The organism is Lysinibacillus sp. NPDC048646 (assembly GCF_050272295.1).
GTDB lineage: Bacteria > Bacillota > Bacilli > Bacillales_A > Planococcaceae > Lysinibacillus.
Map to the genome: position 1 here is coordinate 43,508 of NZ_JBNNLZ010000012.1, position 16,433 is coordinate 59,940.

Annotated in this window: 15 protein-coding genes; 4 read left to right on the top strand and 11 right to left on the bottom strand. The window is 35.5% G+C overall.

What is annotated here, in order from left to right; translation table 11 throughout:
- Window positions 1–20: 20 nt before the first annotated feature.
- Window positions 21–2,048: a diguanylate cyclase domain-containing protein gene (locus tag ACQKII_RS13915; protein ID WP_427460145.1), complete on the bottom strand. Its 2,028-nt coding sequence runs from the start codon at window positions 2,046–2,048 to the stop codon at window positions 21–23.
- Window positions 2,049–2,581: 533 nt separating this feature from the next.
- On the opposite strand from ACQKII_RS13915, the gene ACQKII_RS13920 reads away from it, so the two are divergent.
- Complete coding sequence (locus ACQKII_RS13920) at window positions 2,582–3,130, top strand: GNAT family N-acetyltransferase (RefSeq protein WP_427460147.1); 549 nt, start codon at window positions 2,582–2,584, stop codon at window positions 3,128–3,130.
- Between the two features lie 72 nt (window positions 3,131–3,202).
- Here ACQKII_RS13920 and ACQKII_RS13925 read toward each other — a convergent pair whose 3' ends face one another.
- Window positions 3,203–4,279 carry an undecaprenyldiphospho-muramoylpentapeptide beta-N-acetylglucosaminyltransferase gene (locus tag ACQKII_RS13925; protein ID WP_427460149.1) on the bottom strand — a complete coding sequence of 359 codons (1,077 nt, stop codon included), beginning with the start codon at window positions 4,277–4,279 and terminating at the stop codon, window positions 3,203–3,205.
- A 350-nt stretch (window positions 4,280–4,629) separates the two neighbouring features.
- Between ACQKII_RS13925 and ACQKII_RS13930 the strand changes: the two genes are divergently transcribed.
- From ACQKII_RS13930 to ACQKII_RS13940, 3 genes are all read left to right on the top strand, one after another.
- Window positions 4,630–5,829 carry an MATE family efflux transporter gene (locus tag ACQKII_RS13930; RefSeq protein ID WP_427460151.1) on the top strand — a complete coding sequence of 400 codons (1,200 nt, stop codon included), beginning with the start codon at window positions 4,630–4,632 and terminating at the stop codon, window positions 5,827–5,829.
- Window positions 5,830–5,954: 125 nt separating this feature from the next.
- The gene (locus ACQKII_RS13935) at window positions 5,955–6,911 is read left to right on the top strand and encodes an SHOCT domain-containing protein (RefSeq protein WP_427460153.1); all 957 of its coding nucleotides are present in this window, start codon (window positions 5,955–5,957) and stop codon (window positions 6,909–6,911) included.
- A gap of 78 nt (window positions 6,912–6,989) precedes the next feature.
- Window positions 6,990–7,631 carry a cyclase family protein gene (locus ACQKII_RS13940; RefSeq protein ID WP_427460155.1) on the top strand — a complete coding sequence of 214 codons (642 nt, stop codon included), beginning with the start codon at window positions 6,990–6,992 and terminating at the stop codon, window positions 7,629–7,631.
- Window positions 7,632–7,749: 118 nt separating this feature from the next.
- Here ACQKII_RS13940 and ACQKII_RS13945 read toward each other — a convergent pair whose 3' ends face one another.
- The 9 genes from ACQKII_RS13945 to ACQKII_RS13985 all read right to left on the bottom strand — a co-directional run bounded on the left by ACQKII_RS13945 (window position 7,750) and on the right by ACQKII_RS13985 (window position 16,430).
- A complete protein-coding gene (locus ACQKII_RS13945) occupies window positions 7,750–8,784 on the bottom strand; it encodes an Ig-like domain-containing protein (protein ID WP_427460157.1) in 1,035 nt (344 codons plus the stop codon).
- 188 nt (window positions 8,785–8,972) lie between these two features.
- Window positions 8,973–9,314, bottom strand: coding sequence for an aconitate hydratase (locus ACQKII_RS13950; RefSeq protein ID WP_427460159.1), 342 nt, complete (start codon window positions 9,312–9,314; stop codon window positions 8,973–8,975).
- Window positions 9,311–9,532: a transcriptional regulator gene (locus ACQKII_RS13955; protein ID WP_427460355.1), complete on the bottom strand. Its 222-nt coding sequence runs from the start codon at window positions 9,530–9,532 to the stop codon at window positions 9,311–9,313. The genes ACQKII_RS13950 and ACQKII_RS13955 overlap by 4 nt, the downstream gene beginning before the upstream one ends.
- A gap of 132 nt (window positions 9,533–9,664) precedes the next feature.
- Entirely contained in the window at window positions 9,665–10,408 is a 744-nt protein-coding gene (locus tag ACQKII_RS13960) for an N-acetylmuramoyl-L-alanine amidase (RefSeq protein ID WP_427460162.1), read from the bottom strand.
- Entirely contained in the window at window positions 10,405–10,809 is a 405-nt protein-coding gene (locus ACQKII_RS13965) for a phage holin family protein (RefSeq protein WP_427460164.1), read from the bottom strand. Before ACQKII_RS13965 ends, ACQKII_RS13960 begins: the two co-directional genes overlap by 4 nt.
- Window positions 10,810–10,872: 63 nt before the next feature.
- A complete protein-coding gene (locus ACQKII_RS13970; protein ID WP_427460166.1) occupies window positions 10,873–11,865 on the bottom strand; it encodes a hypothetical protein in 993 nt (330 codons plus the stop codon).
- 83 nt (window positions 11,866–11,948) lie between these two features.
- Window positions 11,949–12,149, bottom strand: coding sequence for a hypothetical protein (locus tag ACQKII_RS13975; RefSeq protein WP_427460168.1), 201 nt, complete (start codon window positions 12,147–12,149; stop codon window positions 11,949–11,951).
- A gap of 19 nt (window positions 12,150–12,168) precedes the next feature.
- Entirely contained in the window at window positions 12,169–13,953 is a 1,785-nt protein-coding gene (locus tag ACQKII_RS13980; protein WP_427460170.1) for a phage tail protein, read from the bottom strand.
- Between the two features lie 71 nt (window positions 13,954–14,024).
- Window positions 14,025–16,430, bottom strand: a complete 2,406-nt coding sequence (locus ACQKII_RS13985) for a peptidase G2 autoproteolytic cleavage domain-containing protein (protein ID WP_427460172.1) — start codon at window positions 16,428–16,430, stop codon at window positions 14,025–14,027.
- Window positions 16,431–16,433 lie beyond the last annotated feature (3 nt).

Sequence of the window (16,433 nt, forward strand, 5' to 3'; positions counted from 1 at the left end):
ACTCGTTCGTACAGACTTTTTTAATGAGTCTCTGTTATATAAAATTTATTTTTCCCATATTCTTTCGCTTTATATAATGCTTGGTCCGCTAAGTCCATAAGTGAGTCCAATGTTTTGGCATGATCTGGATAATACGCAATTCCTATAGAAGCAGTTGGAGCAAAATGATGATTATCAATTGTCCACCCCTTTTTCAATTCATGACGAATACGGTTAATAATATGCATCATCTGGGCATTTCTTGCCTCAGTATCTCTCGTTAACCCTGTTAAAACGACAATAAATTCATCCCCACCAATGCGGATCACTAAATCATGACTACGAACCGATGTGATTAATACATTGCCAACATTACGGATAAACTCATCGCCTGTATCATGTCCAAATTGGTCATTTACATCCTTAAAATCGTCCCCATCAATGTAAAGCATGGCTAAACACACATTATTGGTATGCGCTTCTGCTAATACTTTCGGGAATTCCTTCAATAGATAGCGACGATTCGGTAACTGCGTTAAACTATCATGATAGGCTAAATAGAGCAAGTCATTTTCCCGCTCTTTTCGGTGGGTGATTTCACGTGAAACCATCATAATTTGCGAAACCGTTTCACGCTCTGGATCATGAACAACAGTCACATTCCCTTCCGTCCAAACAGGTGTACCATCTTTTGCCTTCAGTAAAAGTTCAAGCTGTGTATCTGTTTGACCAGTAAAATTATTTAAAAATGATTGCCATGCCTTCTTACTCTCCTCATCGACAATGCTACTGTAAAACTGACCTTGTAATTCCACAATTTCGTAGCCTAAGTAAATCCGATAAGAAGGCGACGCATAAATAATAATGCCATCCTCGTTCGTAATAACAATTAAATCATTTGTATTTTCAGTGATAAGACGAAATGTTCTTTCAATATTTTTTAATTCCGTTAACATTCTTTTCTTGTCCGTAATATCATAGTTAATGGATAAATATTGTTCGACCTTACCAAATTCATTCTTCAATGGTACAATAGCTGCCTCTACCCAGTAATCAGCATGGTATTTAGTACGGTAGCACAACTCTCCTCGCCAAATCTTCCCCACATCAAGTGTTTCGTTTATAGTCTGTAAAAAGTTTTCTGTATGATAACGCGGTTCAATTAAATTATAGGGTTGACCAATAAGCTCATCCGCTGTAAATCCCGAAGCGTTTAACAACAAATCATTTACTTCAACAATGTTACCTTCAATATCTAATATCGCAATAGATGTTGCGGAATTTAAAGCGGCCTTAAATTCTTCAAGTCCATGGGATTTCGAACGCAATTCCGCCTTTTGCTCAGTAAATTGTGTGAAATCTTGCATGATGAGAAATATCGCAAAAGAATTATCTCCCTGCATAACTGGAGAAAGTGAAACTAAATAAATGCGGTCTTTTTTCTCCAATGTATGAAGCTTAATAAGTTTCTCCCCGATATTTTCACCCAAAGCGGCTCTTTTTAAATAATTTTGTATTTTTTCAATTTCGTCTTTCGGAATAATTGGTAAATCAATAAAAAGTTGATGTTTCAATTTTTCGTTACCTAACTCGAAATCCTCCATGAAGCTAGAGTTCGCTTCATAAATAACACCATCAGTTGATAAAATGACCGTCGCAAAGAAAGCATGATCAAACATAGATCGCATAATCAAAAACTTATCTTCAATATTTCGGTCATATAAGAGTTCTTTTGTAATAGCTAAAATATAGTGTTCATCACCGAACATAATTGGTCGAACAGATGTCTCATATTTCCGAACTTCAGATTCAATATATGCATAATCCACATAGTCGATCTGTTTATTTAGCGCAATTGCTAGATGATAATTTTCTTGAATAATTGCAAAATTACGACTAGAGGAGATTGCAGAAAGCATTTTTCCTATGGCTTCTTTTGATAACAGAGATTGCGCTGTTTGATTTAAGCGAATATATTGATAATCATCTTGTACTCTTTTCATGAGATAGACAAAATCTTTGCCGATGAATAGTTGATTAAATTGCGCTTCACTTAAATAATACTCCATGCTGTCACCTCCCATAAAGAGTCGTTGTTGTTTATAGAATCGTAATAAAACCACTAATTTATACAAAAAAATCAATGCTACTATTATAACATATTTACAGAAGATTACTTTCTTTAATCAGAAAATTTCTATCCTTTTCTGGATGAAATTTGATGATATCCAGTTTATTAAGTTTATTATATAATACAAAAGAATTGTTATATTAATCAATTAATTGGATAGAATACCTACTATGGACTTTACACCCATAACACTTTTTGAATTTTGATAATTTTCAGAATTCATAAATTATTAAACTTAATTTTTGTTTTAACGAGCAAAATTATTGCATCAAGCAGTAGGTATGTTATATTATATTAAAAAAACTAGCCATTTTTCGGTATGGTCGCAAAATCAGTAAGACAGCGGGAGATTATGGATTTCATAGTTATAACGTCTAGTTCTTTGGGTTTTTAATTCCAGTACGATTTTTAGTTTTCTTCTTTATGCTTCAACGGAATTGTTTTACTACCCTAGTAAAGGAGGCGTTTCGTATGCTTAAACATCGAGACCTACATGAATGTACAGAGCTTTATGAGCTATTATCACAGCCTTCTGTTTTCCCTTTTGTCCGTCAAAAAGCCACATCTGCTGACGAGTACTGGTTTATGACAAAACAATTGATTGAAGAAGAAGCGAGAGGACTCGCTATTTCTAGGACAATAACTGATGATTGGGGTCAACCAATCGGCACCATTAGCATTCATGATGTAGAGGACGGTGCTGGCTTTCTCGGAACGTGGATTGGACTTCCTTATCAGGGTCAAGGTTATAACCAAAAGGCTAAAATGCTTTTTTTGAATGAATTATTCTTTGATTATAATTTTCATACGGTCTTTCTCCGTATTCGAGTTGAAAATATAAAATCTCAGCGTGCAGCTTTAAAACTCCCCTACGTCATCAGTGCTAACGAAAGTCATCCGACATTATTAGCACAAGTAAATGGTGGAGAAGCACAATTTACTTTATATAAAATCCCACGTGATTTGTTCTACCTTACAACTGCAAATCAATTGCAAGAAGGCGAAGAACAAGCCATGTAATTTAAAAATTTGATTTTTACCAACGAAAGAAGCTATGTATTCTGTCGAGTATGACGGAACACATAGCTTTTGTTATTTTTTAAATTGCAAAATTAATTTTGCCATCTCATCTGGCGTTTTCGGTCTTTGCGTTTTCTCCATCGTTGCAGTCATTTCTGATTTACGAGCTGATAACGTATGCACAGATTTTATAAACGATTCCTTTGTTAATTCATCCTCTTGTAATACTTCTGCATAGCCTTGTTTTTTAAATAAATTGGCGTTTAAAATTTGGTCACCACGACTTTTTTGTGCAGAAAGTGGGATTAACAACATTGGCTTATGAAGTGCTAAAAATTCGAAAATCGAATTAGATCCTGCACGCGATACGACAAAATCTGCCGCATGTAATAAATCCGGTAATTCCGTTGTAACATACTCAAACTGCTTGTAGCCTGGTAGTGACTCCAGTGCTTGATCGTTATTTCCTTTGCCACATAAATGTATCACTCGGAAGGTTTGTAAAAGTTCCGGTAAGTTTTGACGGAGGGCATCATTTAAGACAACCGATCCTAGACTCCCTCCCATGACAAGCAGTACAGGTTTTGACGTTGTAAAGCCGCAAATTGATAACCCCTTTGCTTTATTACCCGTAAAGAGCTCTTGGCGAATAATCGAACCTGTACAAGTAGCCTTTTCTTGTGGTAAATGCTGCAGCGTTTCTTCAAAGATAGTGAAGATATGTGAGGCAAATGGTAAGGCGATTTTATTGGCCAACCCAGGTGTTACATCTGATTCATGAATAACGACCGGAACGCCTGCAACTTTTGCAGCCATCACGACTGGTACCGAGACAAAGCCACCTTTTGAAAAAATGACCTGAGGTTTTACTTTTTTGATAATACGAAAAGCCTGCATGATTCCAGCAAGCACTTTAAAAGGATCCGTAAAGTTTTTCATTGAGAAATAACGACGCAATTTCCCGCTTGATATTCCATAAAACGGAACATCGGGAAACGCCTCGCCCATTAATTCTTTTTCAATACCTTGCTCTGAACCAATATAGTGGACATCATAACCTAGTTCAAGTAAAGACGGTAGTATCGCTTGGTTGAGTGATACATGGCCTGCTGTCCCACCACCGGTTAAAATGATTGTTTGTTGTTTCACGTAAATTCTCCTATTCCTAAAAAGCCATAGTAGCAATTGCTACTTTTCGTTTACAGTCTTTTATTTTACTATATGCGGACGAAAAGATATAGATGAAGCCATTTATTTTTCCTCCATTGCACTATCTATATGCTATACTAGTTCATTATGATTAAAAGCTCTTCAGCAACTATACTGGTATCTCTCCCCTTCAAGTAAGAATGCGTATTTATAGTATGCATAGAAATACATACTTACAGATTACCCGCGCGAAATGAGCAGTTTTTTATATTTACTGTTTTAAATTCTTTTTATAAGGACTTATAAGACAGCATTATTTTCAACTGAATAAAATAAAAGGAAGATATACTATGTACGAAACAACTACGTTAAAAGAGAAATATGCATTAATGCTGAAAATGATTGTACCTATTTTAGTAACGCAAGTGGCCATTTATTTAATCTCGTTTTTCGATATTTTAATGTCTAGTCGCTATGGCACATCTGATTTAGCCGGTGTTTCAATCGGTTCATCTATTTGGATGCCTGTCTATACAGGACTTTCTGGCATTTTATTGGCAATTACACCCATTGTCTCACAACTTGTTGGTGCTAAAAAAGCAATGGATGCGAAAAAGGCCGTACAACAAGGATTGTATGTAGCCATACTGATCGTAATTATTATTTTAATTATTTTAATCACAGGCATTGACCGATTTCTAGGCATTATGCAATTAGAAGCTACAGTGCATCACATCGCTAAATCTTATATTTATGCAATGTGTGTTGGACTTTTACCACTATTTTTATTTTTTGTACTACGTTGCTTCATCGATGCACTTGGTCAAACAAGGATAACGATGATAATTACTTTGCTCGCTACACCGATTAATATTTTGTTAAATTACCTATTTATTTTTGGTAAGTTTGGTGCACCTGAACTAGGTGGCATTGGTGCTGGTGTCGCCACTGCTATTACCTACTGGTTAATTTTCTTTATCACCATATGGATTGTTGCGAAGCGCTTACCTTTTGAACGCTTTCGTATTTTTCATGAGTGGCCAAAGCTTGAATGGCTACGTTGGAAGGAAATCTTAATTATCGGTGTACCCATAGGCATATCCTTATTTGCTGAAACCAGTATTTTTTCTGCAGTGACCATGATGATGAGCCGTTTTAGTACAGAAATCATTGCCGCACATCAAATTGCATTAAATTTTACGAGCCTTAATGTTATACATATATCTTCTTTATACTTTTATGGGCGTAGTTACTTTATAACCGCTGAGCTGACGATAACGAGTCTGTGTTATCCGCTTGGTGGTTATTTTTATTTTATCCGGCAACAAATATTCACTCACGTATATAGTATATGTGTATTAGGCGTATTAGGCTTATATTATATACGTTATATACACCTATATAATATAAATACACTCAATAGATATTATTTGTTTACTTTGTTTACTTATATAAAAGAATCCATTGACCGCAAGGGTTTGGTATACACAGAAACGGCAACAAAGTCTGTTTACCCTTGTTGCCTTTGTTTACCCACTTTAACACTTTAAAGCACTAACATTTGTTTACCTTTTGCACTTTGTTGCCCCTTATTTTCAAAGTTTGTTTACCCTAACATCTGTAAAAAGTGGTATAGTTTAAGCATGAAAATACAGATGTGGAAGGTGGCTTTTCAATGTACGCAATAGAACAAATTAAGGAATATTTAAAACCTGAAGGTCGAATCCTTATTAGCAATTTTAAAAAAGAAATAAACCTTATTGCAGAACAAATTAAAGATGATGAGACAGTAGAAAAAGCTGGTGTAGCTTCAAGAGGATTACTAAAAGAGTACTTAGCTGTATTGACACCGAATAGAATATTAACTACAGATAAAAAGAAGAAATTTATATCTTTTGATTTAGATAATATTAGTAATGTTAATTTTACAAAAAAATTCACCACTACTGTAATGAGTTTTACTTATGAAAACGAAGAACAAACACTTGTTTTCGATAATATAGAGTTAAGGATGAATTTTTTATCTGATGTTAAAAATGCTTTAGAAATACTACCAGAAGTTAAAGAAGAAACTGATCAAAGAAAAGTTGTTCGTGTAATGAAGGCAATCAAAATGAATATTGAAATACTCAATGGTAAAGAACAGTTGAAAGAAAAAGGCTTTGGCTATAAATTAGCACAAAATGAGCCTGGTACTGTGGCGATTTCAGTTGATCATCATGAGGCTGAGACATTTAAGCTTGTTAAATGGGAACGAGTTGAAAATGTTCAAAAGAGTGCTTCTAGTATTGCTGGATGGGCGGTAATCGGTAGTGCTTTCGGGAATGCTGGAGCTATTGCAGGAGCAATGGGAGCTAATATTGGGAAGGATAAATCTGTAGCCACTTTATTCCTAAAGCGAGAAAATGGAGACAAGGTACCTCTAGTTATTAAATGTGACAAAAAGGATTTAGAGAAGCTTTCATTATTAATCGTTGCTGAAGAGGAAGAGATTATCCAAGCAACAGTCACTCCCCTTCCTACAACATCAATTCCAACTGAAGAATTGATTAAATTAAAAGAACTTGTAGATGCAGGTATATTAACTCAAGATGAATTTGATACAAAAAAGAAACAGCTTTTAGGTATATAAATTTAAGCCGCTTTGTATAGGTGGCTTTTTTAAATGGTACAATTATTAAATCTTAATCAATAACAGGGAGGTTTTAATATGAAAATAATCGATTTAACTCACACAATAACAGAAAGAATGACAGTCTTCCCTGGAACAGACCAACCATCATTAAAAATAATATGTAATCATGAAACTGATGGATTTAAAGAAACCTCGCTATCGATGGCATCACATACTGGCACTCACATGGATGCGCCTAACCACATTTTCGCACACAGAACTACTTTAGATTTAATCCCAGCAGAACAATTTGTAGGTAAAGGTTTAGTTATCGATTGCAGTGATCTTAAAGATGGTCAGAGAATAACAATAGATCGAATCAATAAAGTAAAAGATAAGGCTGATCAAGCTGAATTTCTTTTATTTTATACTGGATGGGATCAATACTGGGGAACAGAGAAGTATTTTGGTAACTACCCATACATGACTGAAGAAGTTGCTGATTATTTGCTTCAGAGTAAGAAAAAAGGTGTTGGTCTAGATGTCATAAGCATTGACTCAATGACAAGTTTAAAAATTCATAAGAAAGTATTAGCTGATACTGATTTTGTCATCATTGAGAATTTAACAGGTCTTGGAGAACTCGGTGATGAACTATTCACGTTTTGTGCTCTACCAATGAAATACGAGAATGCAGATGGTGCTCCTGTACGTGCAATCGCAATATTAAATGGCTAGCTATTCAAAGTTTAAAAACGTGAAAAACCAGGTACTCACTTGAAAATGAGAGCCTGGTTATTTTGAATAAACTTTATCAAAACTAAATCCTTTAAAAGACTAACTGCAAAATACTAAATTATTTATAATCATCAACTGTAAAACTAACAATTTTGTCATACATAATGTACTCTGTTCTTGAAACTATATTTCCAATCGTTACATTTAATTTAAATTTATAGTACGGTTTCCCTTGTCCAACTTCACGGCCATCTAACCAATTCATAAACTGATCAATTTCTGATAAAGATAAATCATACTCGTGAATATCTTTAGTTGTCATTGTAAGTCTTAAAATTGCTCTAGTTCCAATCTCCGCTGTTTCAGACTCTTTTACTGTTACTTCTGCTGTTGCTGATAAGTTGCTACCATCGGTAGTTTCTGCTGTAATCGTTACTTTACCTGGCTTTTTACCAATTACATTCCCATTGTCATCTACAGAAGCAATTTCAGGATCACTGCTTGTCCATTGAATTACTTTGTTTGTTCCATGTTCAGGTGTGATTGTTGCAACTAAGGATTCACTTGAACTTACTGTTAATTCAAGGGCTTCTTTGTTTAATTTTAAAGATTCAGCAATTGTATCTGGAGGATAAATTTCACCATCAGCATCTATGTCTATTGCATCTATTACTAGAGTTTTATTATCATCCGTGTATATTTCCACTGAATGCACAGCATCTTCCAAACCAGTTTTCTCGTATAATAGTATTTGATATTCATAAGAATCATTACCATTTATAGGGTTATATGTTTCTGTTTTACCGTCAATATTAACCTTCACATTCGAACTAGCAAAAGTATAACCGTTTCGAATTTTTAGAGATATTATTCTAAATTGTGTACCTTTGAATTTAAATTCAAGACGCCCGTTTCCAGGGTTTGTATCAGGGACTAATTGATGATCTCCTTGAAATGATTTTGAATCTGTGGATGTAATCATATTACTGCTATACTTAAAAGATTTATAATCATTATTAAACCTTTTCCAACCTTCCTCTGGTTGTGTTAATTGCTGATTTACAGTTGCTGCCTCAGCTTTGTTGAAAGTACCTACATTAAAACTAAATGAGATAGCTACGATTACTGTTAAAACTACTAAAAATTTTTTCATATTTCCTCCCCCTAATGTTTTTTTATGTAAAAAGAACTATAAAATAATATAACATCTCATATATTTCAATTCAATGTATTTTTTCCTAAAAACTAACTAAACAATAATAATACCACTTCTCAAACGATTGGTAATTCCTTCATAGAAACAAAAAAAACCAGGTACCCACTTTTAAAATGAGCGCCTGGTTATTTATTTTGGTGACTGATTAATAATTTTTCAACCTGAGTTTTCAAGGCTTGATTAGCATACGTCAAAACTAGGTCTTCCCCAGCTGTAGCAACAGTCAAATCACTAAAGTATTCACTATTCTTTTCCCACTTCACGACTCTAATTTTATCTTTGGCCAACAATCTCTTATAGTTATAACATTCTTGAGATATGTCGTCTAAAAGCTTATCAAGTATCGGCAAATAGACTTTGCTCATTTTAAGGTTTTCAATCACCTTGTAGTCACGCTGTAATGATTGAACAGCCATATCATAAACCACAAATTTATGAAGTAGTCGCCTTTGCTCGAAACTTATCATACAACTGAGCGCCCCTTGTGGATGATTGGAACAATTGCTAAAACATTAATGATAGTAAATGTACGCTTGGCTTGCCTTGTAAAACAATATGCCTGAAACGAATTACCAACAATTTTAATAATCTTGATACGCCTTTTTGACACGGTGCCATCTTTGGCCATATACATCATATTTAAAAATTGGTTACGCTGCATTGCTTTAATCAGTTGTTCTTTCATCATTCCACACTCCTCGATACTGGAACATTCGTTTGTATTATTTTAGAACAAATGTTTGTATTTTATCAAGTGAAATTTGTGGAAATAAAAAAGGCCCAGGCTCAAAATTAATTGAGTACCTGGGCTTTGCTGTTATGCAGCTACAACGTTTGCAACTTGTGCAAGCTTAGCTGTCTTTATTTTATTTGCTCCTGCCTGTGCTGCTACCATTCCTGTAAAAGTTCCTGTTTTAACTCGCCATAGCTTACCGTCTGGCTCAATATAAGCTACCCAACCAAAGCGATGTTTTAATACATCAAGTACATTTTCTGCAGCTTGAATCGTGCTGTATGTGCCTGTCATGACGCGATATTTATTATTGTCTGCGATTGGCTTTTGTTGCTGAACACTCCCAGTGCAAGCGACTACCATTGCAATAAACTGATTCCAACTAATTCTACCAGCACGTACATTACGAGGGCAATTTTTACCGCTAAAGTGGTTGTGTTGGACCACTTTACTAATTGGTATCCCTTCCTCTTTCATAACCTTAGCAACTAATTCTGCAGCGTTTTGCATTGCTTTTTGATAGTTGCCATCGCTGTTTACACAAACCTCGATTTGGATTCCTTCATTGTTTCCTGTATTACTTCCTGCAGCCCAACATTTCCATGTATGCTCAAAAGATTGTACAGCTTCTTTATCATCAACTGTATAATGCCACGATGCAGAACGACTATTCCCATTGTATTGTAAGCGTGCATGTGCGTCTGCATCTGCGCCTGAACGTGTATTATCTGTTTCATGAACAACGATATATTTTTTAGCATTACCCTTGCCATAAGTGACCTTATTCGCTTGTGAGTCAGTCAGTAACTTTTTTCGAATTGTACTCATTTTGTTTCTCCCTCCCCTGATTTATCTTTTACAATTGATAAAATATTTTTAATGAACTCCGGTGTTGGTAAGCCCATCTTTGTACCGTTTTCTGTGATAGAAATAAATTCGAGTACACAGAATGCAATGGCTGCACCATCACCTGCGTACTCGATACCTGGAATAACTATTGATAATAAATACACTGAGCCGACTAGCATTAAGTAATAAATTTTTCTTATGATGCCGTTAAAACCAATACGGCTGTTTAAGTTTCGATTCACGATTCCGCCCATAATTCCTGTAAAGTAGTCAATCGCCATAAATCCGATTAAAACAGTTACTGCCATTCCTAATCCATCCACAGAATAAGACACCAACGTACCAATTAATCCACTTACTGCAGCAATCCATTTTTCCATTACAACACTTCCTTTTTTGCATAATAAAAGCACCCTCAATTGAGAGTGCTTAATTATTTAGATTTAATTAGATAATACTAATTTTACAAATTCTTTATCAACTTCTTCAAAATTTGAAAATCCTTCTTTCTTTTTATTTGAATAATTTAGATTTGAATAATCTTTTATAATTTTTTTTATAACTTTTCTTACTATTTCATCCAAACCTGTACTTATCTCACTTACTTTTGAAATGTCGTTATAATTTATATGTGATCCATGAACGAACTTTGATCTAAAATCATATGCCTTTTTCACACTGTAAAAGAGACTCATTTTCTCATCAGAATTCCCTCCTAATATAGCTGCTACTCTTTCAGAAACTTTATAAGTATTTTCACCATTCACTGCACATAATATTTCTAATATCGTAATATAGCTGGCAATTTTCGCAGGTAAAAACGTTTCTCTTCTAACAATATCTAAATACAAAAATGCTCTACTTATACTAGTAGTTTCGCTGTAAGGAAATAAACTAATATTTTCAATTTTATCGGCTTTTATTTCTCTCTTACCACTTAACTTAATAGCATGAGTTATAAGTACTTGAACCCAATATTCAGCCTCTTTGATTTCATCATAAGTAAAGGAAACATCTTTAATTCCTCCATCAGAACAACTGTAGTAATCACCAGTTCTAAGAATTTGAGGAGGAATCACCCCATCACTAGATATTGTTGTAAAATACGGCATTACCGAGTTATCTTTAATGAACCAAAGAGAATTTGTGAAGTATTTACTTTTCAAATGATGATAATGCATTTCTTGAGTTCTTATTGATAAGTCCGAAGGACAATCTTTATACTTTACTACACATGCGAAATTATCCTTCACCTGCATTGAGTGCATTAAACCAAAATTTTCTATATAGCCATAACTTTTTACTATTCCCTCTAGATCTTCATCGCTATTATTTAATAAAGTAAAGTAATCTTTATCCGTTTCAAACGGAAAAAGTATGCTCTCTTTGTAATTAACTATTTTTAAATGTCGCAATGTAGTTAATAAATAATCCATCTAAATCCCTCTCCTTCATCTACTTCAATTCGACAAAAGGAAAGGATTCCCTTCTTTGTTAGACAATAAAAATAACGCTAAGCCTAAGCTTGCGTTTCTGTTTCTGATTGTGTAGCTGTAACTGGTAATACACTCACAATAATGTGTTTATTAATGATAGCCCCACCGATATTTACAAAGTTAATTTTTTGATCATTTAATGTTGCTGTAAATGCTGCAGCATCAAACTCCGCATTTGCTAAGTTTATTGCCTGTCCGTTGTTTAGTTGTACTTGATAATCCATATCTATCATTCTCCTTTAATTATGTTAATGTTACATAGCCCACATCTGAGCCGTTCATACGCACGTATAAACGTTTCGCAGCAGAGCTGTATGCAATACCGATACCAGGCGTGTGCCCTTTAGCTACCCCATTGATAAAACCTACATTAGAAAAATCAACAGACGAACCATAAAACGTTATATTTTGCCCTTGTATATTCAGGTTGTTATTAGTCGTTAATTCTAGATCACCATTGTAAGAAACTAATCTAGAACCTTCACCAAATATAATTGCATTACCGCCAGATCCTCTAAGATAAAGATCGTTTCCTATTTTAACATCATTATATATGTCAATATTTCCAGATGTTATAGTCCCTAAATTTCCTGTAATGTCAGACAAGACATTCACTGCACCAACTAAATTAATCTTAGATGCTTGGATGTCGATAGTTGTCGATGTCTGATTAATTAAAGATGCTATCGTGTTTCCGTTATAGTCTGTTGTGCTAACTTTTTGACTAATTTGATAAGCCTGTTGCACGATTGTACTTTCCGTACTGCCTAATCGATTGTCTACATTAGATACACGACTTGATATTTGACCAACTTCAATAACCAAAGAGGACACCTGTGTTTGAGTACTGTCTGCTTTACGGTCAACCCTTGTAACTTCGGCAGAAATGCTGTTGGCTCGTATGTTGAGTTGAGCAACCTCATTAGTAATTCGGTCATTAACACTCAGGTTAATGTTGTCAGCTTTGATATCAATGGCAGCAATACTTTTACCGATACGTTCAACCTCTAACCGGATGTTTGAGTCTGTCTGTATAATGGCTGATCGATACTCTTTAATCGCTTCAGTTATTACTTCTTGTGTCTCTGTTAATTCGTCAGTTAGTGTCTTAGGTAAAGCATTGCCAATGACAACGGAAACTGTGTGGAATGTGTCAGTCGTTTCATCTATGAATTGCGTCACTTCTAAAATACGTGATTGCATCTCATAATTCCAAGGCTCATAGATCAGCCATACACGTTCCCCAAGTTCTCTATCCAAGAGTTCAATAGAGTCCACTTCAATCGATACCTCTGGTTGATCTATTAAAGATTTACGAGCTTTATCAAGTAAGTTTTCTTCGTCAGAGAATCGTTCATCACTTATATCATCAGCATCACGGATGCCCCATTTTTCGTGTTGTGGAGATGTGTAGCGTAGCACTAAATTATCTTTTCCTTTAGCGCTAATACGAGTCCTTAAATTGTCTGTATTCACAGTTCTAGATAATTCAATGATATTATCACCGTATTGATATACAAAATCGTTGTCAGGACCAAGCATCTTACTAAAATGAATGTTGCTATTTGATGTTATTTCAAATTCGCATTCAAAAGCTGCGCAGATCTGATTGATTAACTTCACTACATTGTCGTTACCAAAAGACTCAATATGGCCGTCTCCATTAAAATCACTTGTGAATGTCCATCCAGTATTACGCAATGCAAAAGTGGCAAATTCATTCAAGGTTCGATGCCCTCCGTTTGTACCCTCTTGCCTGCGCCAAATGTTATCGAAGAAGATATGTTGAGCAAGTGCAGACTTTACATTTCCTCTCGATTTCCTTTGCATCTGTTTAATCCGGAATTTGAAACCACCAGCCTCGATTATGCCTTCTTCTGTAATGAGGTGGAATGAATACGGATTATCATGTTCACTTGCATCTAACGTTAATTCGAATACTCCATCAATGTTTTTTCTGGCTATAGGCTTTCCTCTGCAAACCAATGCCTCTGTTGATGTGCCATCATAGTTAGTGATTGATAGCATCGCATCACCTTCTTTTTTAATAAAAATACGCTACTCGAAAAGAGTAGCGCTTACTGAACAATATGGAACGATTATTTAATAAAAACACGTATAATATTAGGATTTACTCGTTCTATGACTCTCATATTTGTAATTTCAGTAGATGCAGTAACTTCTCCATCTACTGAGCTAACCTTAGCATATGAGTTAATAATACAAGTACCGTCATCACGAACTAATAACTTACCAATTAAGCCAACAGCAGACCATTCTTTTCTTTGCTCTCTAGGAATGTAAATGTCGTCAGGGTCAAAGTCGGGATTAATAACCGGACAATAAGTAGGTCTATTGATACTAGTAATGTTACCGTCCTCACCAACTTCCTCGTAAGGCTTATTTACCCATTCATACTTAATCCTATCCCACTCGTCTGTATGATACATACCTTGCCAGCTATCCTGATAACTGTCACCTATAACAGATGGATTAGATGATATTATTCCTAAAATAAAATCATCTGTATTTTTCGATTTTCTTATTTTAGAACCTTCTAAAGAAACGACATATCCAACTCGGTCTTCCACGTCGAAGTTCCCATCTATCCATTCAAAGTATTCAGCGTAGTCTGCTCCTGCGGAGTTGAAAGAAGACAGTCCATAAGTCTTACCATCAGCAGTTACTCTGAATGCATTACTTTTAGAGTTTAAATTTGCTCCATTACCTATTACGAATAGGTCAGCTGTAACAGAGGAAGAGTATGGACTCCCTGTTAACTGTTTATTAAAATACCCCATAACAACTGCGGCATAGACATTTGCTGTAGTAAAATATCCCATTGCTTTAGAATAAGTTGCGCTAGCGTGACTTCCATACCCTTCAGTAATTGCTGTATTGCCAGTAGCTTTAGTATTTGCCCCTCTAGCAGCAGAAACTGTGCCACTAGCCACATTCATCCATCCGTCTGAATATGAATACATTCCAGTAGATGTACTTTTATGACCTAGAGCTACAGAATAGGAACCAGTAGCAACCGTACTATGTCCTATAGCGGTTTGATTAGTGTTAGTACCTCCCAAAGTAATAACATGAGATATTCTAGGGTTAAGCTCAAATGCCTCATTCAAGGTTACTATATCTCCATTTATAGCATTTATCGTAGCGTCAAATAAAATTCCTGTTTCTTCTTTTTTTAACTTAACTGAGTCACCTATTGATAATCCATTTCCCGTAGAACTAAGTAATGATAAGGATTTCTGAGTAGGATTTACCCCTGTTACTACCGTAGCAAAAACTGCTGAATCTGCAAATGTATATGAACCTATTGCATTCGATTTTTCACCTCGTATTACGCCATCTTGATAAATATCTCCATTACCACCACTCGAACTTGCAACACCTGTGAGCGGGTCTACTAAGATTGTAATACCATCTGGCTTAATGTGACCAAGATTATCTACCGTAGCAATTTCTGCCAAATGCGCAGTAACTTCTGATTTATTATCAGTGACCTCTTGCTGTAAATTTGCTATTTCCTGATTAACTTCTGTAAGGTCAGCATCTTGTCCTGGCGGTCCCTGTGGTCCTTCTGGTCCTTGAGGTCCTGTATCTCCTTTTGGACCTTTAATCGTCCCTACATTTGTCCAATCATTTGTGGTTTCTGACCATACATACAAGTCACCATTAATTAAGTATGCATCCCCTGGTTCGCCAGTAGGTGGTAACGCACTTTCATCACCAAGCGTTCCTAATATCCTTACACCTGTACCTTGTTCACCCTTTTCACCTTTTTGAACAAACATTGCCCAATCGGCATTTGAGAGCACTGGCAATGAAGGCGGTCTAACACCTTTATTGTCACGTAGAGCCATATAACCGTTGCCTTCTAAAGTAACAAAGTTATTCTTTTTATACTGAGTGTCTATGGTCCATTCTTTTAAATTGACAAGGCCTGTTACATTCGGCAAAACTACATTAATAGCGTTTGTAGCTGTCTGAGCTGCCTGTGTAGCTTGGTTAGCATTACCTGTAGCTGTGTTGGCATGTTGTGTAGCTTGTACAACATCAATCTTTAATTGAGACAAGTTCGAGGCTTCTTGGTTGGCATTGTCGGCAGCCTCTTGTGCTAAAATAGCCTTCCCTTCTGCGTAATTCGCTTTTTCCTCTGCCAGTGTTGCACTTGCCTTCGCTAACTCTGTTGCAGTTATCGTTAAAGCTGTTGCTTGTTCCGTTGCAGACGTAGCCATTCTTGCATCTTGTGCAGCTGTTAGAGCTTGTTGAATTGAATCGTTCAGACGAGCAAGTAATTCACCAATGTTCTCACCGGTTAACATGTCGATTTGCTGTTGTAAATTATTGATTTGACCTAACATTTCCTCACGTAAAGCATCTGTCAGTTCATTTGCTTCACCGATTAAGGCTTCTAACAGCCCGAAATTATAGTTTAAATCGTCCCGATACCCTTTATCTAAAGAGATTCCGATTGTACGCATACGTGCCATTGT